This window comes from Microvirga sp. 2MCAF35 (genome assembly GCF_052115545.1).
GTDB lineage: Bacteria > Pseudomonadota > Alphaproteobacteria > Rhizobiales > Beijerinckiaceae > Microvirga.
This window is the reverse complement of the sequence record NZ_JBFRGW010000033.1, coordinates 1-24,580: the sequence shown is the minus strand read 5'-3', so window position 1 is coordinate 24,580 and position 24,580 is coordinate 1. Positions and strand designations below refer to the sequence as shown.

Annotated in this window: 20 protein-coding genes and 1 tRNA gene; 9 read left to right on the top strand and 12 right to left on the bottom strand. The window is 62.5% G+C overall.

Annotated elements, in window-relative coordinates:
• From hutG to hutI, 3 genes are read right to left on the bottom strand one after another with little or no spacing between them, the layout of a single operon-like run.
• Positions 1 to 831: an N-formylglutamate deformylase gene (hutG, locus tag AB4097_RS16105; protein WP_442041319.1), complete on the bottom strand. Its 831-nt coding sequence runs from the start codon at positions 829 to 831 to the stop codon at positions 1 to 3.
• Complete coding sequence (hutH, locus tag AB4097_RS16100) at positions 828 to 2,363, bottom strand: histidine ammonia-lyase (protein ID WP_442041379.1); 1,536 nt, start codon at positions 2,361 to 2,363, stop codon at positions 828 to 830. Before hutH ends, hutG begins: the two co-directional genes overlap by 4 nt.
• Before the next feature lie 11 nt (positions 2,364 to 2,374).
• On the bottom strand, positions 2,375 to 3,577 hold the full coding sequence (hutI, locus tag AB4097_RS16095; RefSeq protein WP_442041317.1) for an imidazolonepropionase: 1,203 nt from the start codon (positions 3,575 to 3,577) through the stop codon (positions 2,375 to 2,377).
• A 150-nt stretch (positions 3,578 to 3,727) separates the two neighbouring features.
• Here hutI and AB4097_RS16090 point away from each other — a divergent pair, with 150 nt between their 5' ends.
• Both AB4097_RS16090 and hutC read left to right on the top strand, forming a co-directional pair.
• Complete coding sequence (locus AB4097_RS16090; protein WP_442041315.1) at positions 3,728 to 5,086, top strand: formimidoylglutamate deiminase; 1,359 nt, start codon at positions 3,728 to 3,730, stop codon at positions 5,084 to 5,086.
• Positions 5,087 to 5,103: 17 nt separating this feature from the next.
• Complete coding sequence (gene hutC, locus AB4097_RS16085) at positions 5,104 to 5,808, top strand: histidine utilization repressor (RefSeq protein WP_442041313.1); 705 nt, start codon at positions 5,104 to 5,106, stop codon at positions 5,806 to 5,808.
• Between the two features lie 287 nt (positions 5,809 to 6,095).
• Here the strand turns inward: hutC and AB4097_RS16080 are convergent, their stop codons facing one another.
• Positions 6,096 to 7,256, bottom strand: a complete 1,161-nt coding sequence (locus tag AB4097_RS16080; protein WP_442041311.1) for a cystathionine gamma-synthase — start codon at positions 7,254 to 7,256, stop codon at positions 6,096 to 6,098.
• Complete coding sequence (locus tag AB4097_RS16075; protein ID WP_442041309.1) at positions 7,256 to 8,629, bottom strand: pyridoxal-phosphate dependent enzyme; 1,374 nt, start codon at positions 8,627 to 8,629, stop codon at positions 7,256 to 7,258. The genes AB4097_RS16080 and AB4097_RS16075 overlap by 1 nt, the downstream gene beginning before the upstream one ends.
• A 375-nt stretch (positions 8,630 to 9,004) precedes the next feature.
• Between AB4097_RS16075 and msuE the strand changes: the two genes are divergently transcribed.
• Entirely contained in the window at positions 9,005 to 9,589 is a 585-nt protein-coding gene (msuE, locus tag AB4097_RS16070; protein WP_442041307.1) for an FMN reductase, read from the top strand.
• A 42-nt stretch (positions 9,590 to 9,631) separates the two neighbouring features.
• On the opposite strand, the gene AB4097_RS16065 is transcribed toward msuE, so the two are convergent.
• Entirely contained in the window at positions 9,632 to 9,937 is a 306-nt protein-coding gene (locus AB4097_RS16065; protein WP_442041305.1) for a hypothetical protein, read from the bottom strand.
• Positions 9,938 to 10,187: 250 nt separating this feature from the next.
• Between AB4097_RS16065 and galE the strand changes: the two genes are divergently transcribed.
• From galE to AB4097_RS16045, 4 genes are all read left to right on the top strand, one after another.
• Positions 10,188 to 11,180, top strand: a complete 993-nt coding sequence (gene galE / locus AB4097_RS16060; protein WP_442041303.1) for a UDP-glucose 4-epimerase GalE — start codon at positions 10,188 to 10,190, stop codon at positions 11,178 to 11,180.
• A gap of 118 nt (positions 11,181 to 11,298) precedes the next feature.
• Positions 11,299 to 11,841: a DoxX family protein gene (locus tag AB4097_RS16055; RefSeq protein WP_442041301.1), complete on the top strand. Its 543-nt coding sequence runs from the start codon at positions 11,299 to 11,301 to the stop codon at positions 11,839 to 11,841.
• A 152-nt stretch (positions 11,842 to 11,993) separates the two neighbouring features.
• Complete coding sequence (locus AB4097_RS16050; protein WP_442041299.1) at positions 11,994 to 13,082, top strand: outer-membrane lipoprotein carrier protein LolA; 1,089 nt, start codon at positions 11,994 to 11,996, stop codon at positions 13,080 to 13,082.
• A gap of 127 nt (positions 13,083 to 13,209) precedes the next feature.
• A complete protein-coding gene (locus AB4097_RS16045; RefSeq protein WP_442041297.1) occupies positions 13,210 to 14,184 on the top strand; it encodes a phosphoribosylaminoimidazolesuccinocarboxamide synthase in 975 nt (324 codons plus the stop codon).
• Here AB4097_RS16045 and AB4097_RS16040 read toward each other — a convergent pair.
• Positions 14,175 to 15,122: a hypothetical protein gene (locus AB4097_RS16040; protein WP_442041295.1), complete on the bottom strand. Its 948-nt coding sequence runs from the start codon at positions 15,120 to 15,122 to the stop codon at positions 14,175 to 14,177. The two genes, AB4097_RS16045 and AB4097_RS16040, sit on opposite strands and share 10 nt — an antisense overlap.
• Before the next feature lie 1,109 nt (positions 15,123 to 16,231).
• Between AB4097_RS16040 and tyrS the strand changes: the two genes are divergently transcribed.
• Positions 16,232 to 17,485: a tyrosine--tRNA ligase gene (gene tyrS, locus AB4097_RS16035; RefSeq protein WP_442041293.1), complete on the top strand. Its 1,254-nt coding sequence runs from the start codon at positions 16,232 to 16,234 to the stop codon at positions 17,483 to 17,485.
• A 399-nt stretch (positions 17,486 to 17,884) separates the two neighbouring features.
• Here tyrS and AB4097_RS16030 read toward each other — a convergent pair whose 3' ends face one another.
• From AB4097_RS16030 to AB4097_RS16010, 5 genes are all read right to left on the bottom strand, one after another.
• Positions 17,885 to 19,081 carry a calcium-binding protein gene (locus AB4097_RS16030; protein ID WP_442041290.1) on the bottom strand — a complete coding sequence of 399 codons (1,197 nt, stop codon included), beginning with the start codon at positions 19,079 to 19,081 and terminating at the stop codon, positions 17,885 to 17,887.
• Between the two features lie 274 nt (positions 19,082 to 19,355).
• A tRNA-Leu gene (locus tag AB4097_RS16025) sits at positions 19,356 to 19,441 on the bottom strand.
• Between the two features lie 65 nt (positions 19,442 to 19,506).
• The gene (locus AB4097_RS16020) at positions 19,507 to 20,694 is read right to left on the bottom strand and encodes an FAD-dependent oxidoreductase (protein WP_442041288.1); all 1,188 of its coding nucleotides are present in this window, start codon (positions 20,692 to 20,694) and stop codon (positions 19,507 to 19,509) included.
• A 10-nt stretch (positions 20,695 to 20,704) separates the two neighbouring features.
• The gene (locus tag AB4097_RS16015) at positions 20,705 to 20,968 is read right to left on the bottom strand and encodes a zinc-finger domain-containing protein (RefSeq protein WP_442041286.1); all 264 of its coding nucleotides are present in this window, start codon (positions 20,966 to 20,968) and stop codon (positions 20,705 to 20,707) included.
• A gap of 284 nt (positions 20,969 to 21,252) precedes the next feature.
• Positions 21,253 to 21,516, bottom strand: coding sequence for a hypothetical protein (locus AB4097_RS16010; protein WP_442041284.1), 264 nt, complete (start codon positions 21,514 to 21,516; stop codon positions 21,253 to 21,255).
• Between the two features lie 682 nt (positions 21,517 to 22,198).
• On the opposite strand from AB4097_RS16010, the gene AB4097_RS16005 reads away from it, so the two are divergent.
• Entirely contained in the window at positions 22,199 to 24,355 is a 2,157-nt protein-coding gene (locus tag AB4097_RS16005; RefSeq protein ID WP_442041282.1) for a cadherin domain-containing protein, read from the top strand.
• Positions 24,356 to 24,580 lie beyond the last annotated feature (225 nt).

Sequence of the window (24,580 nt, the reverse complement as noted above, 5' to 3'; positions counted from 1 at the left end):
TCAGGCTTTCGATTGAGCGAAGGTGAGACAGGTCTGAAGGATATGTTTGAGCGCCGTGCGCATGGGCGCGGCGGCGTCATCGTCGTAGGGCGTCGGCCATTCTCCTTCGGAGACGGGGCCAAGCGGCTCTTTCATGTAGCCCCGGCAGGCAAGCTCCATTTGGATGGCGTGAACTCCCTCATCGGGCTTGCCGAGGCTGCGCGCGATGTAGCCGCCCTTGAAGCGGCCGTTGAGCACATGGTTGAAGCCGCTGTCGCTGCAGATCGTCACGATGGCGTCGCTCAATGACGATGCGCAGGTCGTTCCGCCATTGGTGCCGATGTTGAAGTGGGGCAGGGTGCCGTCGAAGAGGCGCGGGATGATAGAGCGGATCGAGTGGCAATCGTAGACGACGATCGTGTCATGCCGGGCGCGCAGACGCTCGATCTCGGCACGAAGGGCCGCATGATAGGGATCGAAGAAGCGGGCACGTCGTTCAGAAATCCCCTCTGTCGTCGGTTCGGTGCCTAGTTCGTAGAGTGGCTCACCGTCAAAGGTCGTCGTCGGGCACAGCTCCGTGGTCGCCTGTCCCGGATAGAGCGAGACGCCGGACGGGTCACGGTTCACGTCGATCACCGTGCGGGAAATCGTGGTGCGGATGATTGTGGCGCCGAGGCCGGCGGCGAAATCGTAGAGCTGGTCGATCCACCAATCCGCATCCTTGCGCGCGAGCCATGGCGAGACGAGGCCGCGTGTGTACTCGTCCGGAATCACCGTGCCCGTATGCGGTAGGCTCACCACGAGCGGTGCATCGCCGCGGGTGACGGTGAGCCAGTCGGGATGCGCGTTCATGCCAGGACCTCGCTCGTCACGTTCGGCAGAACATCGGCACCTGCGGCATCCGCGAGCGCGCCCGAAATGACGAGAGCCGTAGCCTTCTCCATGTCGGGCGCCATGTGCCGGTCGTCGTCGAGATGCGGGACATTCACACGCAGCAGCGCGCGGGCACGCTCCAGCCGCTCGCTCGATACCATGGGAGCGTGGAAGTCGCAGCCCTGGACCGCAGCCAGTGCTTCGATGCCGATCACGTTCGCGGTGTTGGCCGCCATAGGCAGCAACCGCCGCGCCCCATGGGTTGCCATGGAAACATGGTCCTCCTGGTTGGCGGAGGTCGGTATCGAGTCGACGCTCGCCGGATAGGCGCGCTGCTTGTTCTCGGACACGAGGGCCGCGGCCGTGACCTGCGGAATCATGAAGCCGGAATTGAGCCCAGGCTTCGGTGTGAGGAAAGCAGGCAGACCCGACAAGGCCGGGTCGACCAGCATGGCGATGCGCCGTTCGGCGAGGGAGCCGATCTCGCAGAGGGCCATGGCGATCATGTCGGCGGCAAAGGCCACCGGCTCCGCGTGGAAGTTGCCGCCGGAGATGACCTCCCCGGTTTCCGAGAAAACGAGCGGGTTGTCGGACACGCCGTTGGCTTCGGTGCCGAGCGTCTCGCCCGCCTGGCGCAGCAGATCGAGAACCGCGCCCATCACCTGAGGCTGGCAGCGCAGGCAATAGGGATCCTGCACGCGGTCGTCATTGGTGAGGTGCGAGGCACGGATGGCGCTGCCCTGCATCAGCGCGCGCAGCGAGGCCGCGACCTCGATCTGCCCGCGATGGCGCCGAAGCTTTTGGATACGCTCGTCGAAGGGTCCATCCGAACCCTTGGCGGCATCGGTCGCCAGCGCTCCCGTGACGAGTGCGGCCTGGAACACGCGCTCGGCTTCGAACAATCCTGCCAATGCAAGCGCCGTCGAGACCTGCGTGCCGTTGAGAAGGGCGAGGCCTTCCTTTGGGCCGAGCGAGAGCGGCGAAAGGCCTGCCCGTGCGAGCGCCCCTTCCGCCGGCACGCGTATGCCGTCGACGAAGAACTCGCCGACACCCATGAAGGCCGCCGTCATGTGGGAGAGGGGTGCGAGATCGCCTGAAGCGCCGACCGACCCTTGACCCGGAATGACAGGAATGAGCTTCGCGCGCAGGCAAGCCGTCAGATGCTCGATGGTCGACCAGCGTACGCCCGACGCTCCTTGAGCGAGGCTTGCGAGCTTGAGGGCCATGACGAGTCGCACCACCGCAGCCGGCAGCGGATCGCCGACACCCGCCGCGTGCGAGAGCACGATGTTGCGCTGAAGCGTTGCGAGATCGGCGGAGCCGATGCGCATGCTTGCGAGCTTTCCGAAGCCGGTATTGATGCCATAAACTGGCTCGCCCTTGGCCACGATGGCCTCAATCGTCCTGGCGCCGGCCTCGATGGCCGCGCGGCAATCCTGATCGAGCGCGACTTCGGCGCCGAAGTAAACGCGGCGCCAATCGGCCAGAGCGACGGAGCCGGGATGAAGCATTACGTTCTTGGTCACTGTCCCCTCCAGACGCGGGCGTGAAGCGGGTTGAAGCCGATGCGGTAGACGAGTTCCGCTGGGCGCTCGATGTTCCAGATCGCGAGATCGCAGGACTTGCCGATTTCCAGCGTGCCGATCTCGTCGAGGCGACCGAGCGCACGGGCGGCCTCGCGCGTCACGCCGGCGATGCATTCCTCGACGGTCATGCGGAACAGGGTTGCGCCCATGTTCATGGTGAGCAGGAGCGATGTGAGGGGCGAGGTGCCGGGGTTGCAGTCGGTCGCCAGCGCCATGCGCGTCCCTGCATTGCGGAAGGCGGCAATAGGAGGCACCTTTGTCTCGCGCAGCATGTAGAAGGCGCCCGGTAGCAGCACGGCGACCGTGCCCGCCTTTGCCATCGCGGCCGCGCCTTCCTCGTCCGTGTATTCCAGGTGATCGGCGGAGAGGGCGCCATAATCTGCGGCAAGCTTCGCGCCGTGCAGATTGGAGAGCTGGTCGGCGTGGAGCTTGATCGTCAGGCCATGTGCCTTGGCGGCGTCGAACACGCGAGCCGTCTGTTCTGGCGAAAAGGCGATGCCCTCGCAGAAGGCGTCGACCGCGTCCGCCAGTCCTTCGCGGGCAAGCACCGGCAGCATTTCGTGGCAGACCTTGTCGATGAAGGCGTCCTTGTCGCCGTTCGCCTCCGGCGGCAGGGCATGGGCGCCGAGGAAGGTGGTGACGACGGAGACGGGGCGTTCCTCGGCCAAGCGGCGCGCGGCGCGCAGGGATCGGGCTTCGGTTTCGAGGTCGAGGCCATAGCCCGACTTGATCTCGATGGTGGTGCAGCCCTCGGCGATCAGGTGATCGAGGCGGGGCAGGGCGCTCGCCACAAGCTCGTCCTCGCTCGCCGCGCGCGTCGCCTTCACGGTGGAGACGATGCCGCCACCAGCCCTGGCGATTTCCTCGTAGCTGGCGCCCTTCAGGCGCAGCTCGAACTCATGCGCCCGGTCACCGCCATAGACCAGATGAGTATGACAATCGACAAGGCCGGGGGTGATCCAGCGGCCTTGGCAGTCGATCCGCTCGACCGCATCCCAGGCGGCCGGGAGATCCTTCTGAGACCCGACGAAGGCGATTCGGCCATCCTTGGCGGCAACGACTCCGCTCTCGACGATCCCGAGTCCGTCATCGGCAAGTGTAGCCAAGCGAGCGTTAAACCAGACCCGATCGAAGCGCATGTTCCTGCTCCGGTGAGGTTGCGATAATGTCTATACATAATCGCGAAAATTCATTATTGTCTAGACTTATTCAGTGAGATTTGATGGTCCGGCGTCGGCATGGCTTTTTGGCGGCCTTCGTTTCAGGCCCGTAACAGTGAAGGTGTCCGCATGCGCAGGCTCATTCTCGACCACGCTCTGTTGCCGCATGGCTGGGCGGAGAATGTCGGGCTCGACATCGAAGGCGGAGCGATTGCCGCCATCCAGCCCGATGCCACCTCAGAGGGTCGCGAGCGAGTTGCCGGAATCACGCTTCCCGGATTGCCGAACCTGCACAGTCACACGTTCCAACGGGGCATGGCGGGACTTGCCGAAACCCGGGGACCGGAAGGAGACAGCTTCTGGACCTGGCGGCAGGTGATGTACCGGTTTCTCGGATCGCTCACGCCGGACGATGTGGAAGCCATCGCGGCCTTCGCGATGATGGAGATGCTCGAGGGCGGCTTCACGGCGCTCGCCGAGTTCCACTACCTGCACCACGATGCGGACGGTCGCGCCTATGCCGACATCGCGGAACTCTCCGGTCGCATCGCAGCCGCCGCGCAGCAAACCGGCATGGGGCTGACGCTCCTGCCGGTCTTCTATGCTCAGGGCGGCTTCGGCGGTGCTGCGCCGACCGAAGGGCAGCGGCGGTTCATCAATGATATCGATAGCTATGCCCGCCTTCTCGAAGGTGCCCGCAAGGCTATCGCCAGCCCGGACGATGCCGCCGTCGGCATCGCGCCGCACAGCCTGCGCGCCGTCACCCCCGAGAGCCTCCGTGAGATCGTCACACTGGCAGGCGAGGGACCGATCCATATCCATATCGCCGAGCAGGTGAAGGAAGTCGAGGATTGCCTCGCATGGTCGAGACAACGACCGGTCGCATGGCTGCTCGATCATGCATCCGTGGATCAACGCTGGTGCCTGATCCACGCGACCCATCTCGATGAGCAGGAGGCCAAAGGCATGGCGGCCAGCAATGCGGTGGCGGGTCTATGCCCGATCACGGAGGCCAATCTCGGCGACGGCATTTTCGAAGGGGCTGATTACCTTGCCGCCAAAGGCCGTTTCGGGGTCGGGTCCGATTCCAACATCGAGATTTCCGCGCCTGCGGAACTCAAGCAGTTCGAGTACAGCCAGCGCCTCAAACACCGTGCTCGTAATGTCCTGGCCGAGCGGGAGGGCCAATCGACCGGACGCAGTCTCTACGACAAGGCACTGGCGGGTGGCGCCCAAGCACTGGGTCGCCGCATTGGTGCGATCGAAGCAGGGCATCGCGCGGATTTCGTTGTGCTTGATGCTAACCATCCGGATCTCGCCGCCGTGTCGGGAGACCGCTGGATCGACTCTTACGTGTTCGTCGCGGGAACGAGCGCCATCGATACAGTGTTCGTGGCGGGCAAGGCCGTGGTAAGGAATGGCAGACATTTGAACCGCGAGGCGATCCGCGCCCGCTACTCACGCGCTATGGCTCGCATTCTGTCTTGAGAGAAATGTCGTCCGGCATGAAACATCTGTATCAGCGCATCCGTGACGATATCGAAGCCAAGATCATGTCCGGCGAGTGGTCGCCGGGTCACCGTATTCCCTATGAGCATGAGCTGATGGCTGAATACGGCTGTTCGCGCATGACCGTGAACAAGGTGCTCTCGACGCTCGCGGCCAATGGCCTCATCACCCGTCGCCGCCGCGCAGGGACGGTGGTGGCGGAGCCGAGCAATCAGCAGGCCGTGCTCCAGATCCAGGATTTCGCTCTCGAGGCGGCCCGCGCAGGCATCGACTACCACTTCAAGATCCTGCATCGCGCCGTCGAGCCGATTGATGCCCCCGCCGCGCAACGGATCGGTTTACCGGTGGGGACGAAGATGCTGTGCCTCTCGACGCTTCACGTCATGGATGACGTGCCGCAGGCTTTCGAGCAGCGACTGATCAACCTCGCCACGGTGCCTGAAGCTGGCGAGGAGCCGTTCACGGATGATCCTCCTGGCACATGGCTTCTGCGGCGCGTGCCGTGGACGGATGCGGAGCATATCGTGCGGGCAGTCAATGCCGATAGTACCATGGCGAAGCGGTTGCAGATTCAAACGGGAATCGCCTGCCTCGTCCTGGAGCGCAGGACATGGCAGGCGGGCGCCTTCGTGACCGAGGCGCGCATCACCTATCCGGGCGACCGTCATCAGCTTGTCGGGCGGTTCTCGCCGGTTGCGTGAGGGGACTTGTCGCTTTCAGGTGAACGATAGGTTCAGCTCCAACTGTCATTCCGGGGCGAGCGTAAGCGAGAACCCGGAACCCATAGCACTAGCGTTACCGGAAGAGTTGTAACGCTGCTCGCCATTCCTTGGTCGCAACGGTTATAGGTTTTCACGCCTTCGGCGCGGCCCTTCGGGTCGGGTTCCGCTTCACAGCCCCGGACTGTCATTCCGGTGCACCTTTTCCGGTCGAGATCACCGGCACAAGGCCGGTGATGACAAGGAGGGGAAACCCCTCTTGATGGCGCTCAAGCCAAGGCGGAACGCAGGTCGTCGATCAGATCGTCCGCATCCTCGATGCCGACCGACAGGCGCACGAGGCCGTCATCGATGCCGAGCTCGGCGCGGACCTCCGCCGGCACGGAGGCGTGGGTCATGATCGCCGGATGCTCGATCAGGCTTTCCACGCCACCGAGGCTTTCCGCCAGCGTGAAGAGCTGGCAGCGCTCGAGGAAACGCGTCGCGCCGTCGAGGCCGCCCGCGATGCGGGCCGTGATGATGCCGCCGAAGCCGCGCATCTGGCGCTTGGCCAGGTCATGCTGCGGATGCGAGGCGAGGCCCGGATAGATCACGCCGTCAACGCCCGGATGGGATTCGAGGAACTGGGCAATCTTAAGCGCCGAGGTGCAATGCCGCTCCATGCGCAGGGACAGTGTCTTCAGACCGCGCAGGGCCAGGAAGCTGTCGAACGGGCCGGACACGGAACCGACCGCGTTCTGCAGGAAGGCGATCTTCTCGCGAATTTCCTGGTTCTGGCCGACGATCACCACGCCGCCGACCATGTCGGAATGGCCGTTGAGGTATTTCGTGGTGGAATGCACCACGATGTCGAAGCCGAATTCGAGCGGGCGCTGCACATAGGGGCTGGCGAAGGTGTTATCGGCCACGAGCCAGGTGCCGTGCCCGCGCGTTGCCGCGGCAATCGCCTCAAGGTCGGCGAGCTTCAGGAGCGGATTGGTGGGGGTCTCGACCCAGACGAGCTTGGTGTTGGGGCGCAAAGCCGCCTTCACGGCGTCGGGGTTTCCCAGATCGACATAGGTGATGTCGAGCCCGGCCGACTTCCTGCGCACACGCTCGAAGAGGCGGCGGGTGCCGCCGTAGAGATCGTCGGAGGCGACGATGTGAGAGCCGTGCTCCAGCATGTCGAGCACGGTGGCGCTCGCCGCCAAGCCGGACGAGAATGCGAAGGCCGCGCTGCCCCCTTCCAGATCCGCGATGCAGCGCTCGAAGGCCATGCGGGTCGGGTTCTGCGAGCGGGCATATTCGAAGCCCTTGTGAACGCCGGGGCTTTCCTGCGCGAAGGTCGAGGTGGCGTAGATCGGCATCATCACCGCGCCCGTGGTGGGATCCGGCGACTGGCCTGCATGGATGCAGCGGGTGGCGAAATCGAGCTGGTTGCGGACAGTCATTATGGGTGGATCCGATAGAAGTTGATGAGGTCGATGCGGGTGACGAGGCCGACGAAGGAAGCGCCATCCATGATCACCGGTACGAGACCGGCAGCGAAGAGAGGGAGAAGCTCCTTGACCGGAGCATCGGCGGAGATCGTTTGAAGACGCGTCACCATCACGTCGCGCACCGGCTTGTCGAAGACGCTCTGGGGAGCGCCTTCATGGGCGACCAGCGCATCCAGAATGTCGCTCTCGTCGATCAGGCCGACCACGTGGCCATCGTCGATCACCGGCAGCTGCGAGATGTCGGAGGAGCGCATGCGGGCAAAGGCGGAGCGCAGGGTCTCGTTGGGCGAAACGAAAATGGTCGCGCCCTCGCCGAAGGGGTTGATGACCACATCGCGCGCGGTGCCGGTTACCTTGCGGTCGAGCCAGCCCTCCTGCGCGATGAAGGCATCGTTGAACACTTTCGACAGGTATTTGGCGCCGGTATCGCAGACGAGGGTGACGACCCGCTTCGGCTCGGTCTGCTCGCGGCAATAACGCAGGGCTGCCGCCAGAAGAGTGCCCGAGGAGGAACCGGCCAGGATGCCTTCCTTGCGGAGCAGTTCGCGTGCGGCGGAGAAGCTCTCCTTGTCGCTGATCGAATAGGCCTTCTTCACCAAAGAGAGATCGCAGTTCGGGGGCACGAAGTCCTCGCCGATACCCTCGACGGCCCAGGAGCCTGCCTCGGTCATCTCGCCCGTCTCGACGAGCGGCGCGAGGATCGAGCCCGCCGGATCGGCCAGGACCATCACGGTCTTGGGCGAGGCTTTCTGGAGATAGCGGCCAATGCCGGTAAGAGTGCCGCCCGAGCCGACACCGACCACGACGGCATCCACGTCGCCGTCCATGCCCTCCAGGATCTCGGGGCCGGTGCTCGCCTCATGGGCGGCCGGGTTGGCCGGGTTCTCGAACTGGTTGATGTAGACGGCGCCCGCCGTCCTGCTGGTGATCGCCTGAGCCAGGTCCTGGTAATAATCCGGGTGACCCTTGCCCACATCGGAACGCGTGATGACGACTTCGGCGCCTAGAGCCTTGGCGTGGAGAACCTTCTCCCGGGACATCTTGTCCGGCACCACGAGGAGCGTGCGATAGCCCTTGCTGGCGCCGACCAGGGCCAGACCGACGCCTGTATTGCCCGCCGTCGCTTCGATGATGGTCCCACCTGGCTTCAGGCGCCCGTCGGCTTCCGCCGCCTCGATCATGGCGCGGGCAGGACGGTCCTTGATCGAACCGCTCGGATTGGCACTCTCAAGCTTGAGGAAGAGCTTGCATGGACCGGTATCCAGACTCGTCACCTCGACGAGGGGAGTTTTGCCGATCAGATCCAGGGCTCCATGGGCCGCCATTTTGCGTCTTTCTGATGTGAAATATATTATTTGTTTCTTTTTTGATGTGAAACAGGATTGTCCTTACAGATCCTCAGAAGGATTGTCACCCGCCGTTCTCATTCCTCAACGGCTATCCAATACCTTTGGTCCCAAGGGCTTCATGGCTTCGACAGTCGCGACCGGCAGTAAGCGCTTCCCGCAATCGGCATCTCCCGATGGGGCCTAAAAGAGAAAATCCTTCTTTTCTGTTCGTTTAAAAGAACATTCGAATTGACAGAGCGGATTCGACGGGAGAACCTTCGACGACTTCCATGGCAGAGGCAGGTTGGCACCGGGTAAATCCGTGCGCCGTAAAGCCGATACCTCGCTTCATCGCATCAGAAAGGGTTCTCCATGGCGCCCCCTCGTATTGTCGGCATCGCCGGCAGCTTTCGCCGTCCTTCCAAGACTCGATCTCTCGTCGAAGCTATCGGAGCCGAGGTCGGGCGGTCGAAGCCGGTCGATTTCGTCGTCCATGACCTGGTGGAAATCGGGGCAGGTCTCGGCGGCGCCTATTCGCGCGCGCAGTTGTCTCCGGAGGCTGTGCGCGTCCTCAGGGACATCGAAACCGCCGATGCCCTGATCGTCGGAACGCCAGTCTTCAAGGGATCCTATACGGGCCTGTTCAAGCACCTCTTCGACCTTGTCGAGCCCGATGCCCTGAAGGACGTGCCCGTGCTGCTGACCGCCACGGGCGGGGGGCTACGCCACGCGCTGGTGGTCGAGCATTATCTACGCCCGCTCTTCGGCTTCTTCGAGGCGCTTACCATCCCGATAGCCGTCTATGCGAGCGAGAGCAATTTCATCGACGGTACCCTCGTGGATGCCGCCGTGCGCGAGCGGGCGTCGAAGGCCGCCGGGCAGCTCTCGGCCGTACTGAGCCAGCGCATCGAGCAACCTCTCAGCCGTGAACCGGTGCGGCTCGCGGCCGTACGATGATGCTGCCCTTATCCGCATGGGATGACGCGGCTTTATCCCGCGTCATTTGATGAGATCGAAAAGCGGGCCCGAGCATTGGGCGACGAGGATCAATAGAAGAATACCGATGAACCAGAGCCAGGAGCCGCGCCGCTGCGGTTGGGCGGCGGTCGGCTGGGGCGCGGATGGGCGTATGACGGGGACCGGAGGAGCCGGCAGCCGCTCGATCAGTTCGGCCGAGATGGCGGTGATGGTGCCGCCCATGCCGATGAACCTGAAGCTTACGGGGATGCCCCCGACGAAGTCGACTTCGGCAGGCTGGATTCTGGAATCATAGCTGACCCACCAATATTCCCTGCGATCATCCATCCTGCACTCTTTCACTAGCAGATCATCGGATCATCAGGCCCAAAGGTGGAAGCTACCTTTGGGCCTGATGCTCGTTTTCCCTGACCGACGCATCATTTGGACCGGCACGAAGGTTGCGTCAGCGAGAAGCCCGATACACTTTTCCGCCTGATGCCCTAGCCTTCCTGTCATCGGGATCACCTCGATCTAGAAACTTTGAACTGATAAAGCCAGCATGGTGGACATTCGAGCTGGGCTTCCAGGAGATTTCATGAACGTTCTCGTCACAGGCGGAGCAGGATATATCGGCGGCCATATGGTGCTCGCGCTGCTCGACGCGGGCCACAATCCGATTGTGTTCGACAATCTGTCGACGGGTTTTCGCTGGTCGGTGCCGGAAGGGGTGCCGCTTGTCGTCGGCGATGTGGGCGATTTCGAACTCGTTCTTCGCACACTCCAGCAGTATCGGGTCGACGCCATCGCCCATTTCGCCGCCAAGCTTATCGTGCCGGAATCCGTTTCCGACCCCTTGGGATACTATCTGAACAACACCGTCAAAAGCCGCTCCCTCATGGCGGCGGCCGTTGCGGCCGGCGTCAAGAAGTTCGTGTTCTCGTCGACGGCGGCCGTCTACGGCGACACCTCCGACAAGCCCATCGACGAGAATGCTCCCTTGGGACCCCTGTCGCCTTACGGCAGCTCGAAGCAGCTGACGGAGATCATGCTGCGCGACGTCGCGGCGGCCCATGATATGCGCTATGTGGTCCTACGCTACTTCAACGTTGCGGGAGCAGACCCGCTGATGCGCCATGGCCAGTCGACGGCGAATGCCACTCATCTGATCAAGGTGGCCGTGCAGACGGCGCTCGGCATGCGCTCCCATATGGAGGTCTACGGCACGGATTATCCGACGCCGGACGGCACCTGCATTCGCGATTACATCCATGTGAGCGACCTGATTTCGGCCCATGTGCAGGCGCTGAACCACCTCGATAAAGGGGGCGAGAGCCTCGTCATGAACTGCGGCTATGGGCACGGCTATTCCGTGTCCGAGGTCATCGACACCGTGCGCAAGGTGTCCGGCAAGCCGGTCGAGGCTCGGATCGGGGCGCGGCGGGCGGGCGATCCGGTGAGCATCGTGGCCGATTCGACCCGCATCCGCTCAAAGCTCGGCTGGGAGCCGCGCCACGACGACCTCGCCATGATCGTGGATCACTCGTTGCGATGGGAAAGCATGCTGCGGGAGCGGAACCTGAAGCTCTGAAGTCCGGTGGATTGCCGGCTCCCGATAAGGGCGGGTTAAGAACCTCTGCCTCAAATGCTCGTCAGGCGCCGGGACGATTCCCGGCGTCAGAGGAACCGGCGAGCAGGAGGACAACGGCATGGGCGAGGGCAGGGGAGCGGGCATCAATGGAATTCTGCTGCTAAGCCGCCTGCTGCTGGCAGGCTGCTTCCTGCCGGTCGCCATCGGACGTCTGTCGAACGTGTCCGGACTTGCCGCCACGCTGACCCTGAAGGGTATGCCTTATGGGGACGTGGTGGCGACCCTGATCGTTCTGGCCGAGGTGTTCGGGCCTCTGGCTCTCATCGTCGGCTTCGCGCCGCGCCTGAGCGCCTCCGTCCTCATTGCCGCCCTGGTGGTGACGACGGGGACCATGCATCGATTCTGGGACTATGGCGGCTTGAACCGCCAGGCCGAGCAGGCGATATTCCTGTCCCATCTCGGCGTTCTCGCCGGTCTCCTCTTCTACGGCCTGATGGGCCCCGGGGCCTGGAGCTGGCAGGGCTGGTGGAGAGGGCTGAGCGGCAAGGCGAAGCCCGCCAAGGGCAAGAGGAAGCAGCCGTCCCGTCCGAGGGCACCCAAGCCTCGGCCTGCGCCCGCCCGCCCCATGGCGGACGACGACGAAATGGCAGATGCCGCTTAAGGTCATTCGAAATGCTCGACCGCTCTGGACACGACTCGCTTTCGTCTGCAAGGCTCCTGCCTTCATTCAGCCTCTTATCCGAGCCATAAAGCATTGCTGCGCCGTGCTTTTGCGCACGGGCTCCGGCGGTTTTTCAGGTTAGTTTTGGCGTCATGCTCCATTCCTCCTCGCGTTGCATTCTCGGTTTGGCTGTCGTCCTCGCGTGCCTGTCTCCCGCCGCTGCTCAGCAGACGTCAGATCCGCTGACCCGCTTCCTCGATAGCGTTTTCAAGAAGCCGGCGGCTCAGGTGGAGAGCGCGCCTCAACCGGCTGCACCCCAGGTCGCGGCCCCAGCGCCTGCCGCTCCACGCCCCCAGGCACAGCCGCAAACGCGTCCGCAGCCCTCCCCTAAGCCGAGCGCGACAGCCCAAAAGCCTCAGACGCAGCCTCAAAGAACCGCAAAACCACAGCCTCTGGCCACGCCGCAGACGGCGGCGAAACCCGAAGCGAAGCCTGCGCCAGCTCCCGCGAAGGTGGAGGCGAAGCCGGCCGCGCCTGAACCGCAGAAACCTGCTCCCGAAGCGCCCGTACAGGCAGCGGCCGAACCGCCCAAGCCAGCCGCGCCGGCCAAGGTGGCGGAGCCGCCCAAGCCTGCCCGCGCTACCCCAGCCCAACCTGCCGCGCCCGCTCCGACCTCGGTGGCCGCGCCGTCCTCCTCCCCGACGCCGACATCGCCTCCCGGGCCGCGCACCCCCGAGGAGGCCCTCGACCGGGTCAACGCCTATTTCAACAGCATCGACATGATGTCGGCTTATTTCGTTCAGAAGAACCCGAACGGCCAGCAGGCTGAAGGCACGCTCTCCATGCGCCGCCCGGGCCAGTTCCACTTCGCCTATTCCCCGCCGAGCACCCTCGAGGTGGTCTCGGACGGGCGTAACGTGGCGATCCGCGACAAGAAGCTCGGCACGAACGATGTCTATCCCGTCAGCCAGACGCCCCTGAAATTCCTGGTCCAGGACAATATCGACTTGTCTCGGGACACCAAGGTCCGTGACGTGCAGGTCGGGCGTGACGGAATGGTCACGGTCCGGTTCGACGACAACGCGACCCTGGGAGGCACCTCGAAGATCACCCTGCGCTTCGACAGCCGGGCCAATGCCCTCAAGCAATGGACCATCATCGACGCCCAGGGTTACGAGACCTCCGTGACGCTGTCGGGCCTCAACGCGACCTTTCGCCGGGACGCTAAGGCAGGTCAGTAAGGCTCCGGCTGTTCCCGGGGAAAGTGCTGCTTTTCGGCGGTTAGGGCCTAGCATGCACGGGATTTCGGTTTAGAACTCCGCCAGCACGCCGTCGGAGCGCGGCCCTCATAATCCTTGGCAGGTGAGCATGGTGGATAAAGCAGCCCTTGGAGCCTATGCCGGTTACGTTCTTGAAGACGCAACCATTCCGGAACTGCCGAACCATTATCGCGGCAAGGTGCGCGACAACTACGATCTGCCGGACGGGCGCCGCATCATCATCGCCTCGGACCGGATCAGCGCATTCGACCGAAACCTCGCGGCCATTCCGCTGAAGGGGCAGGTCCTGACGCAGACCGCCAAGTTCTGGTTCGAGGCGACGGCGGAGATCTGTCCCAACCACGTGATCGAATACCCGGATCCGAACGTGCTGGTCGGCCGCAGGCTCACCATCCTGCCCGTCGAGATCGTCGTTCGCGATTATCTCGCGGGCACGACCGGCACCTCGATCCTCTCGCTCTATAAGGCGGGCCAGCGCGAGATGTACGGCATCCGCCTGCCCGACGGCATGCGGGACAACGAGAGGTTGCCGCAGACCATCATCACGCCGACGACCAAAGCTTTCGACGGCGGGCACGATGAGCCCCTGACCGCGCAGGAGATCATCGAGCGTGGGCTGCTCAGCGTGGAGCAATGGAAGACGGTTTCCGACTACGCTCTGGCTCTCTTCGCGAAGGGCCGGGAGATGGCCCGCGAGCGCGGCCTGATCCTCGTCGATACCAAGTACGAGTTCGGCATCGATGAGACCGGAAAGATCATGATCGCCGACGAGATCCACACGCCCGACAGCAGCCGTTACTGGTTTCTGGACAGCTACCAAAGCCGCTTCGAGGCCGGCGAGCGGCCCGAGAGCTTCGACAAGGACTTCATCCGCACCTGGGTCGTCGCCCGCTGCGATCCTTACAAGGACGAGATCCCTGAGATTCCACGGGACGTGGTGCTGGAGACCTCGCGGGTCTACATCGATGCCTTTGAACGCATCACTGGCCAAACCTTCTCCTTGCCGTTGAGGGACGTGCCGGCGCTGGAACGGGTACGCAAGAACCTGAAGGCTTATTTCTGATTGCCCGACATGAAGCCGTGACGATTTGATGAGAAGACCGAATCCATAACGAAAAGGGGCGCCGAAGCGCCCCTTTGATTGTGAGATTGGGCCGGCTCGGGGTCAGCGCCTGCCGCCGCCGTTGCCGCCACCGCTTTGACCGCCGCTGCCGTTTCCACCGCGGTCACCCCCTTTGCCTCCGTCGCGACCGCCGCGGTCGTCACTGCGTTCGCCACCCTGGCCGTTATTGGAGTCTTTTCCGCCGCCATCAGATCCCTTATCGCCCTCGGGACCTTTGCCGCCGCGGCCATGGTCGCCAGAGTCCTTGCCGCCGTTGTGATCGCCGCCGTCACGACCTTTTCCGCCCCGGCCGCCGTGATCGTCACGATCCGGCCTGCCGCCATGGTCTCCCGACCAGCCGCCATCGTGGCCTCCACGACCGCCACCATCATTTCCTTTCCCGCCGTGGTCTCTACCGCCGTTATGATCGCCGCCGTCGCGGCCTTTGCCACCCCGGCCGCCATGTCCGTCGCGATCGGGCTTTCCGCCGTGATCGCCGGACCATCCGCCGTGATGCCCTCCACGGTCATCGCCGGATCCCCAGCCGCCGTGGTCCCTGCCACTGTGGTCCTTGCCGCCGTGATGATCGCCGTCATGTCCCCTGCCGCCGCGGCCACCGCCATGATGGTCTCGATCTGGCTTGCCGCCATGCTCCCCCGACCATCCGCCACCGTGATGTCCTCCATGGCCACCATGATGGTCATCGTTACCTCCGTGCTGACCGCCTCCGTGCTGACCACCTCCGTGATGGCCGCCTCCAGGATTTTCACCGGGATTCGTGCCGCCACCCGGGTTGGTTCCACCGCCGGGATTAGTGCCACCACCTGGGTTAGTCCCACCGCCAGGGCTGGTCCCACCACCGGGACTGGTTCCGCCGCCTGGGTTGTTTGTGCCGCCACTCTGGTCTGGCGACGTACCGGCACCTGCGCTTGGTCCTGTACCGCCAACCGGGCTGGATCCGCCACCGCCGGATGACTGGCCGCCTCCACCGCTCTGCGACGGATTGTTGCCTCCACCTGAGCCGCCGCCGCCGGAGGCGGGCGGATTGCTCGGTCCGCCGGTGGTTGGACCGGAGGTCACCGGGCTGCTGAGGCTGGCGCTTGCCTGCGGGCTTTCACCCCTGTCGCGATAGGTGTTGATGAGACCCGGTACGAACTGCGCGCTGGGCACGGTCGGGCATTCCCAAACCTGGCGCGGGCCGAGCAGGCCCCGGATCGTGACGGGCCGGCAATATTGCCGGAACGAGGCGTCCACGTTCTCGGTGTAAACCGGCGCAGCAGCAGTACTCCGGCTTGCTGCGGGTGCGATGGACCTCGCATTCGCCGCTGCGGAACGCCTCGCACCTCTGGCCGCCGGCTGTCGGGCCTCCGCTGCAGTGTACGCTTCATAAGAAGTAAAGCGCGTAGTATTTCTCTGTGTAGATTCTGTGGAGAACGCGCTTGTGGAAGATAAGAGGGCGATTAATCCAACGCATAGACGAACTGACATGAGTGCTCCTGCTCACTGAATTGTTTTTCGAGGCCAATTCTTGAGCAGGGAACACTTTTATTCCAGAATAGGTTCGGTATAGCTTCCTTCTATGTGGAGCTAATACCTTCTCGCCAGTTCATAATTTCCATTATATGGAGGTAATTCCGTGATTTTATTGAGCTCGGAGGAGTGTGTGCTGGCTCTGGTGGGGTAATGCGAGCGAACGGTGCGAATTACTCCCTAAGGCTAGGACAATACTCAGATAGGATCAGGATCCGAAGGCGCGCAGGCCCGAGGATGACCTTGGTCGATCCGATCTCGGTGCGCAGGAGCGGATTGACGATCGCGACACTCAGTTATAAGGATGCATCCATGATCACCAGTCGCACCACTTTCAGGAACTATTTTACGCCGTCCCCATAGGGCGGCTCCGTTCGGTTGCGACCAAACGTTCGATGCCGCCGCTCTCCGGCGGCATCTTCATATGGTGATCAGGTCTCCGGGCAGCGGCTCCCGCCAATCCCGAGGAGACAGAAAGATGACCATCCCGAAATCGGACTTCCTGAAGGCGCTCGCCGAGCGCGGCTTCGTTCACCAATGCACGGATCTAGACGGCCTCGATGCGCGCCTTTCGGGCGGCCCTGTGGCGGCCTACATTGGTTTCGACGCGACGGCCGACAGTCTCCACGTGGGCAGCCTTGTTCAGATCATGACGCTGCGCTGGCTCCAGAAGTCCGGTCACAAGCCCGTCGTTCTCATCGGTGGCGGCACGACGCAGATCGGTGATCCCAGTTTCCGCGATGCGAGCCGGCCGCTGCTCGACGATGAGCAGATCGCCGCGAATGCCGCAGGATTGAAGCAGGTGTTTTCCCGCTACCTCGCCTTCGGCGACGGGCCGACCGATGCAGTGATGGTGGACAATGCCGTATGGCTCGACCCGCTGCGCTACCTGCCGTTCCTGCGCGATTTCGGCACGCACTTCACAATCAACCGGATGCTGAGCTTCGACAGCGTGCGTCAGCGGCTGGAACGGGAGCAGCCGCTGACGTTGCTCGAGTTCAACTACATGGTTCTCCAGGCATTCGATTTCCTGGAACTGTCGCGCCATCACGGTTGCGTGCTGCAGATGGGCGGCTCCGATCAATGGGGCAACATCGTCAACGGCATCGAGCTTGCACGCCGAATCGACCGGCGCCAGCTCTTCGGGCTGACGACGCCGCTGCTCACCACCTTGGCCGGGGCCAAGATGGGCAAGACGGCGAGCGGCGCGGTATGGCTCAATGCCGAGAAACTCAGTGCGTACGAGTTCTGGCAGTTCTGGCGCAACACCGAGGACGACGATGTCGCGCGCTTCCTGCGCCTGTTCACGGAATTGCCACTCGACGAGGTGCATCGTCTGGGGCAGCTGAAAGGCTCCGAGATCAACGAGGCGAAACGCGTTCTCGCCGATGAGGCGACCCGTCTCGCGCATGGCGAAGAAGCCGCGTGCAACGCGGCCGACACCGCGCGGCGCACCTTCGAGGAAGGAGAGAACGCGTTGGGACTTCCAACTCTTGATCTCTCACGGTCGGAGCTCGATGCCGGCGTGACTATCGCACAGCTTCTCGTGCTGGCGGGGTGCTCGAGTTCCAAGAGCGAGGCGCGCCGTCTGGTTCTCAACGGTGGGGCAAGGCTCAACGGACAGATGGTGCAGGATGCGGATGCGCGGATCGGTGCGGACGATCTCGCCGATGGCGTCTTGAAGCTGACGGCCGGAAAGAAGCGGCATGTTCTGGTTCAGGTGAGTGAGTGAGGCGGCCACCCTTTGATCCTCAGCCTGCGGGGCGGGTTCATAAAAGCGATGCCTCGCTTGTTCCTCACGGATCTCGGGCGGCCCGAGATCCACTCAGCTGCGCGAGCCGGGAGCAACTGGTTTGCGCTAGGGATGGCCGGGTTCCTCCGTGGCTGAATTTTGTAGTTGGGCAGGTGCGGCTGAGGCTCGTAGGGATCCTTCATGACATTTAGGATGCCGTTGGAGACTAGCGCATCAAGAGTGTCGGCAGGAGTTATGGTGAAGGGTAACTTAAGAGCGGCCGGATAGGGACTTTCGGCAATTGTTCGGCTGAGGGACAGAGCAGAATAATCCATCCCGTAGCTCAAACAGAAAAGACTCCGGTTAGCTCCGGAGCCTCCTCAAGCCATCTCAGATGCCTTAGATGACGTAGAAGTCCTTGTTCGTCATTCCGAGGTTCTTCGAGATGGTCGCAAAAGCCACGGCCGCACCTTTCCCGGAACCGTCCGCATCGTAGTAGAGAACGCCGCTGTCCTTGTCATAGATAATCCGGTCGTCCTTGTCGTGCGCTTTGCCCGTGTTGTTCGTCCAAAAGGCTGCTGACTTGAGGGTGCCGTTTGCACCAATCTTCGTGAACACCGCTTTATCCAAACGAATGGTATCGTCGGCGACATTGAAATCTTTTATGGCATCCTTGTTCGTGCGACTGTTCGCGGCCGTGTCGAACACAAACGCATCTTTCCCCTTACCTCCGTAAAGAGTGTCATTCCCGTCCCCACCATAGAGGAAATCGTTGCCGCCTTGCCCATAGAGCTTGTCGTTGCCGCCATAACCCCTGAGGGTGTCGCTGCCCGATGTTCCATTCAGAGTGTCAGCACCCGCGTAGATATTCTCAGGTTTTGGAGGTGGCGGAGGGTTGATCGGGAGTAAGCTGGCAAGGCCGAATGTGCCGTTAGCGAAGGAGAGTGCCTCAATACCCGAAATGATGTCGGTGCCCCAACCGCCGACCAAGTCCGTGACGGTGACTGAGCCATCGTAGTTTAAAGCGAAAACATAGTTGCTGCTGACGCCACCGAAGACTGCGGTATCGTTGCCTTCGCCGCCGATGAGGATGTCGTTCCCGTGACCACCGCTGATCGTGTCATTGCCCTGGTCGCCCAGGAGCGTATCATTACCAGCGTAACCGATGACAAGGTCGTTGCCATATCCAGCACGAATGACGTCGTTGTAATCGTTGCCCTCGAAAGTGTCGTTGCCTTGGTTCAGGCGTACCATCCATGCGTTGTACTGCAAGTCCGACAATGTCGTCCAAAGATTTAGATTGGACATTTCTATGGTCTTTGTGATGTTCCCAGACGCGTCCACAAATCCGGAAACCATGTAGTTGACTTGGACGTTATAGTTATCGGTCCAAAATAACATACCCATCCAGTTGGCGTACGGATTTCCTGCCACATCGTACTCGACATACTTGTTCCCAAATGCATCCATGGCACCGAAATCACGCACGGAGGTCTGAATATTCGGATCTGCCTCGATATAAGCCCAGCCGGAATCCCCAGTCGTGGACATGTTGAAGCCAGCGCCCGCTGCGTTGTACGCAATAAAATTAGCCATCTTACCCCCCGATTGCGCCCCTCGTCGCCAAACGAGCGCCGCACCCAAATCCTGCCACTTACGGGCCAGGAATTAGATTACCTAGCGGAAGGCGTTGGCAGAATAAACCTAGGAATGGATGGATTTCGTGAAATATCTACGGATTGGAAATACCGCGCCTTACGCCACCTATTTACCAATAGCGTTAAGGAACATAATCCTTAGGAGGCTGACAAGGTCTGAAGCGCTCTTCCAGCCAAACAGGAAAGCCTTGGAGGTAAGGTAGGAGTTGTAGTGGTGCGGACGGCGGGGGTCGAACCCGCACGGGCATAGCCCGAGGGATTTTAAGTCCCTTGCGTCTACCGGTTTCGCCACGTCCGCATCGGAATGAGGGTTATCGACCCAAGGCCCGGAGTGCAAGGGCCAAGGCTTCGACTCTCCCAGGGTTACGCAGGGGCACGGAAGCCGTAGAGCCAGTCGTAGCGCCGGGTCATGCCCTCGGGCCCGAGATGGCGCAAGACCTGGTTGCGCCCGAAGGCGATGAGGCCGCCCGCATGATAGATGCGCCCGTTCCTGCGGGCCTCGTTCTGCACCCGGCGGGCCCGTGCGAGGCGCTGCGTCTCATAGGCGGACAGGGCCTGGGCGATGTCCTGCTGGTCTTGGCCCAGCAGAGCCGCGAGGGTGGCCGCCTCCTCGATGGCAAGTGCCGCGCCCTGCGCCAGGAAGGGGAGGACCGGATGGGCGGCGTCGCCGAGGAGGGCGATCCGGCCCTTGGCGAGACGCTCGGCCGGATGGTCGAACAGGGACCAGCGCAGCCATTCCCGCGGCTGCGACAGCAGATTGCGCAGGGCAGGGGCGGCCGAGGTGTAATCCTTGAGAAGCTCGTCCCGGTTGCCCGGCGCGGCCCAGCCTTCCACGGGAGCAGGGCTCCTCTGGATCGCCACCACGTTGACGAGCCTGCCGCCGGCAATCGGATAATGCACCACATGGCCCCGCGAGCCGAGCCAGAGGCCGGTCTCGTCGCCGGCGAGTTCGGCCGGCGCCAGGGTGCGCTCGACGATGGCGCGCCAGGCGATAGTGCCGCGAAAGGCCGGGGGCGTCCGGTCGCCCAGGGCCTGGCGGACCTTCGACCAGACGCCGTCGGCCCCGATGATCAGGTCGGCCTCGATGCCCTCCCGCGCGCCGCCGGCGGAGGTCCAGGTCAGGCTGGCGCAATTAGGCCCGTCCGTCACCTCCTCGACAGTCCGGCCCATGACGAGCCGGATCGCCGGTTCCGAGCGGACGGCGTCGAGGAGAACCGTCTGGAGATCGGCCCGGTGCACGACCCAATAGGGGGCCTCGAAGCGCTCGCGCATGAAGGCCCCGAGGGCGATCTGCCCGATGGGCTTGCCCGAGCGGATCGCGCGCACGACGACGCGCTGCGGCTCTGTCACCACACGGCGCAGGGCGGCGCCCAACCCGAGGCCGAGCAGGATCCGGCTGGCATTGGGCGAAAGCTGGAGCCCGGCGCCGACTTCGCTGAACCCGGTCCGGCGCTCGACGAGCGTGACCGCATGGCCCTGCCGGGCTAGCGCCAGGGCCGCCGTGAGCCCGCCGATGCCGGCGCCGACGATGGCGATCGAGAGTTTCTGCACTTAACGCGAGTTAGCGCGAGGCGGGATCGGTCGCGAAATCGGGCTCCCACACGCACTCGGCCGGGCGGGCCTCGTCGGCCTTCAGGCTGGGGTCGTACTTGAACAGCGTCGAGCAATAAGAGCAGACGGTCTCGCTGTCAGAGCCCATGTCGATGAAGATATGGGGATGGTCGAAGGGCGGCGTCGCGCCGATGCACATGAACTCCTTCGAGCCCACGTGAATGACGGGAACGCCCGGATCGTTGTGGAAGTGGGGTGTGCCTTTGTCAGCCATGACCGTCGCTCTCGAGGGGTGAAATTGCGGCGCACCATAATGGCCGAAGGGCCATGCGCCTAGAGCCTTTTTCCGAGGGGGAATTGGGCGCGGGACCTCGATGGGCCAGGACCGCACTTCGTGCCGCGATCCCCGCATATGCGGGGATGATGGGGAAACGTGCATTGTCATCCCGGGCGCCGTAGGCGAGCCCGGGATCCATAATCGCTGACGATGCAGAGGCGGGCGCAACGGGCCATTGGCTCTTCCTCCCGCCGTCGCCGGGACGGCAAGGGAAGGCTCGCTCACCGCCGCCGCTCTTCGGCCCGGATCGCCCGGTGCCGGTCGTGCCAGAACTCCCGGTATTCCTGCATCTGCCCGCCCACGCCCACCACGAAGGCCCGGCGCTCCTCCAGATAGCAGGGCGGCCCGTAGCCGCCCTGGCACGAGCCCCTGCGCCGGCACCGGCTCCTGCGGCAGGTGACCGGCATCTGCAGCACGTCGGCGAGGCGGCGCAGGGTATCGTCGCAATCGGGCAGTTCGGACAGGGTGGGATGAAAGCGTGTCATGGAAGGATCTTTCGGCAATCGTCGATGGGAGATGAAAAAGGGACAGGGCATGCGCCCTCGTCTCCGGGCTGCGAGAGCCCGGAGGTCGAAGGCGATCGAGGGTGGCGCGATGGGCAGCCCGGCTCGATGTCTAAGGATGAGTGTGAGAGCCGAACTGCTCGTCACGCACGGTTCTTTTAGGCGTTTAGACTTGGACCAGCACATGGCTGCCAAGGGCCTCCGGCCACAGGATTGCGAGGCCTGCGACCGGACCGTTCCCCACCCCACACTGGCTGACGCCTCGCGAGCGCGCCCCTCGTCAGGTGAGGATGGGTAACGATATAGCTCAGCTTGCGCCCGCTGTCAAGAACAAAGTAAGAACATAACGTTCGCTCACCACGCTCTCCACATCACCCACCACGTCATCACCGGCCTCGTGCCGGTGATCCCGATGGGAAAAGCGCGGCGCTTCACACGCAGGATGGCGGGCACGAGACCGGCCACGACGGGGAAAGGCTGACTAGGGGCGGTTCTGTTCGTTCCGAGCATCCAGAGGAAAAACTCGGCTTTAGGAGCGTCCCGTCGTCATCTGTGGTTCAACAACTGACCCCGATAGGCAGTGATCTAACGTAAGATTGGGCTTGGGGCTTTCGAGAAATCAGGCTAATTGTGAATTAATATAACATTTGTTTAGGGACCTGCCATGGCCAATTATGAAATCTCGACGCCCACAACTGTTGTAGGAACCTGGAAAACGCTTGCTGCGGAGGACACCGTTTTAGTCACGGCAGCGGGAAGCTTGGATGCCGATATTGGGATAACCTCCACAGTGTCAGGCAATCGGGTTCAGGTGATAGGCTCGGTGTCCGGAACAAATTATGGGATTCAGCTCGGAACCAACGGCACTATCGACAACTCCGGGACGATCACAGGTGGAAACTGTGCCGTGCAGCTCGGCGTCGATAATTCCAGTGGTGGGAATCTGCTCGTCAACTCAGGTACTGTTGGTGCACCCGACAGCAGGGTTGGTGTTCAAATTCGGGGAAGTGCCACAATACTCAATTTCAACACCATTCAAGGCTGGGATGCGATTAACGTTCTCGGCGGGTCGGTTCTGAATATCACGAACTATGGGCTGATCAAGTCGACCTTCTCTGCGTTTGCAATCAAGAACAATGGTGGCAATGCCGGCGCCACTATCATCAACAACTTCGGTACAATCGAAAACAAAATAAGGCTCGGTGAAGTTAAAGATATCTACGATGGTCGGTTGGGGCGAGCCTTGGATCTCATAGATCTTGGCGGTGGAGACAACATTGGCTATGGCGGCGTCTTTTCTGACACCTTTAAGTCATTCCTAGGAAATGATTTTATCGATGCGGGTGATGGTATCGATTCTCTCTTATTCGATACTGCTAGCTCTAATCTAACGATAGATTTATCGCAGAATACGCCACAGGCGACTGGCTATGGTACAGACACATTTCTGAATTTTGAGAATGTCATCGCCGGCGGTGGAGCAGACCGGTTGACCGGTAATTCGCTTGCTAATGTTCTCGATGGAGGATCTGGACGAGACACCCTTGATGGTGGATGGGGCGACGATCTTCTCAAAGGCGGCAACTTAAACCATGGAGACTCTCTCTTCGGTGGACATGGCAACGACACGCTGGATGGCGGCTTTGGCGATGACACTTTAAGCGGCGGCGATGGCTTCGACACGGTGGTGTTCAACTATGTCGAAGACGAAAGCCTAGGCGTCTACGTCAACATGGCGAACCTATCCGACCCGATGAACAATGCTGATAACGCCACTATTTCCGGCTATGGCGCCGACACCTATATCAGCATCGAGGCGCTCATCGGTACCAAGTTTGCCGACCACTTCATCGGCGACGGCGCCAAGACGGTGTTCACCGGCGGGGCCGGCAACGACACCATCGATGGCGGCGGCGGGAGCGATGTCGCCAAGTTCACTGGGACCCGCAGCCAGTATTCGATCAGCGCGCCCGATGCGAACGGCTATGTGACCGTCACCTACCTGCCGGGCGGCGGCGACGGAGCGGACAAGATCAGGAACGTGCGCGTCCTGCAGTTCTCCGATCAGGCCGTCGCGCTCGTGAACGCCGCGCCCGTGAACGTGGCGCTCTCCAAGACTTTCCTGCCCGAGACCGCGCCCGTTCACAGCGTCGTGGCCACCCTGTCATCCGTCGATGCGGATGGAGACGCGGTGAGCTATGCTCTCGCCAACGATGCCGGCGGTGCTTTCCGGATCGAGGGCAACAGCCTCGTGCTCAACCGTGCCCTCGACTACGACACCGGTCCGCACCAATACACGATCAGCGTCGAGGCCAGGGACCAGTTCGGCGAGAAAACCAGCAAGAGCTTCACCCTCGACCTGACCAACGTGGTCGAGACCAACCCGCTGGTGCTCATCGGCACGGCGGGCGCGGACACGCTCACGGGCGAGAGCGGCAACGACCGGCTCACCGGCAACGCGGGCAAGGACATGCTGACGGGTGGAGCCGGGCAGGACATCTTCGTGTTCAACCGTCTCGCCAAGACCAACACGGCGCACAAGCGGGCGGATCTCGACACCATCACCGACTTCAACCGAGTGGACGACACGATCCACCTGGCGAAAAGCGTGTTCAAGGGCATTGCCAAGAAGGGCGTTCTGGCCAAGGCGGCGTTTTATGTCGGAACCAAAGCGCACGATGCGGATGACCGGATCATCTACGACAAGAAGAAGGGCGCGCTCTGGTACGATGCGGACGGTACGGGTTCGAAGGCGGCGATCCAGATCGCCACGCTGGATAAGAACCTGAAGCTCACAAACCTCGACTTCTTCGTCGTGTGACAAGCTCCACGTCATGGCCGGACTTGACCCGGCCATCCATGTCTTGGCGACGGCGGATTTAAGACGTGGGTTGGCCTGCCCCCTTTGAAGTGGTCCTCCCTGATGTATGGCTTTTTGCCATTTGGAGGACGAGAGAATGCCCAGGAAGAGACACACGGCTGAAGAGATTGTCGCGAAGTTGCGGCAGGTTGATGTGCTGACGGCGCAAGGCCGCTCAGTCTCAGT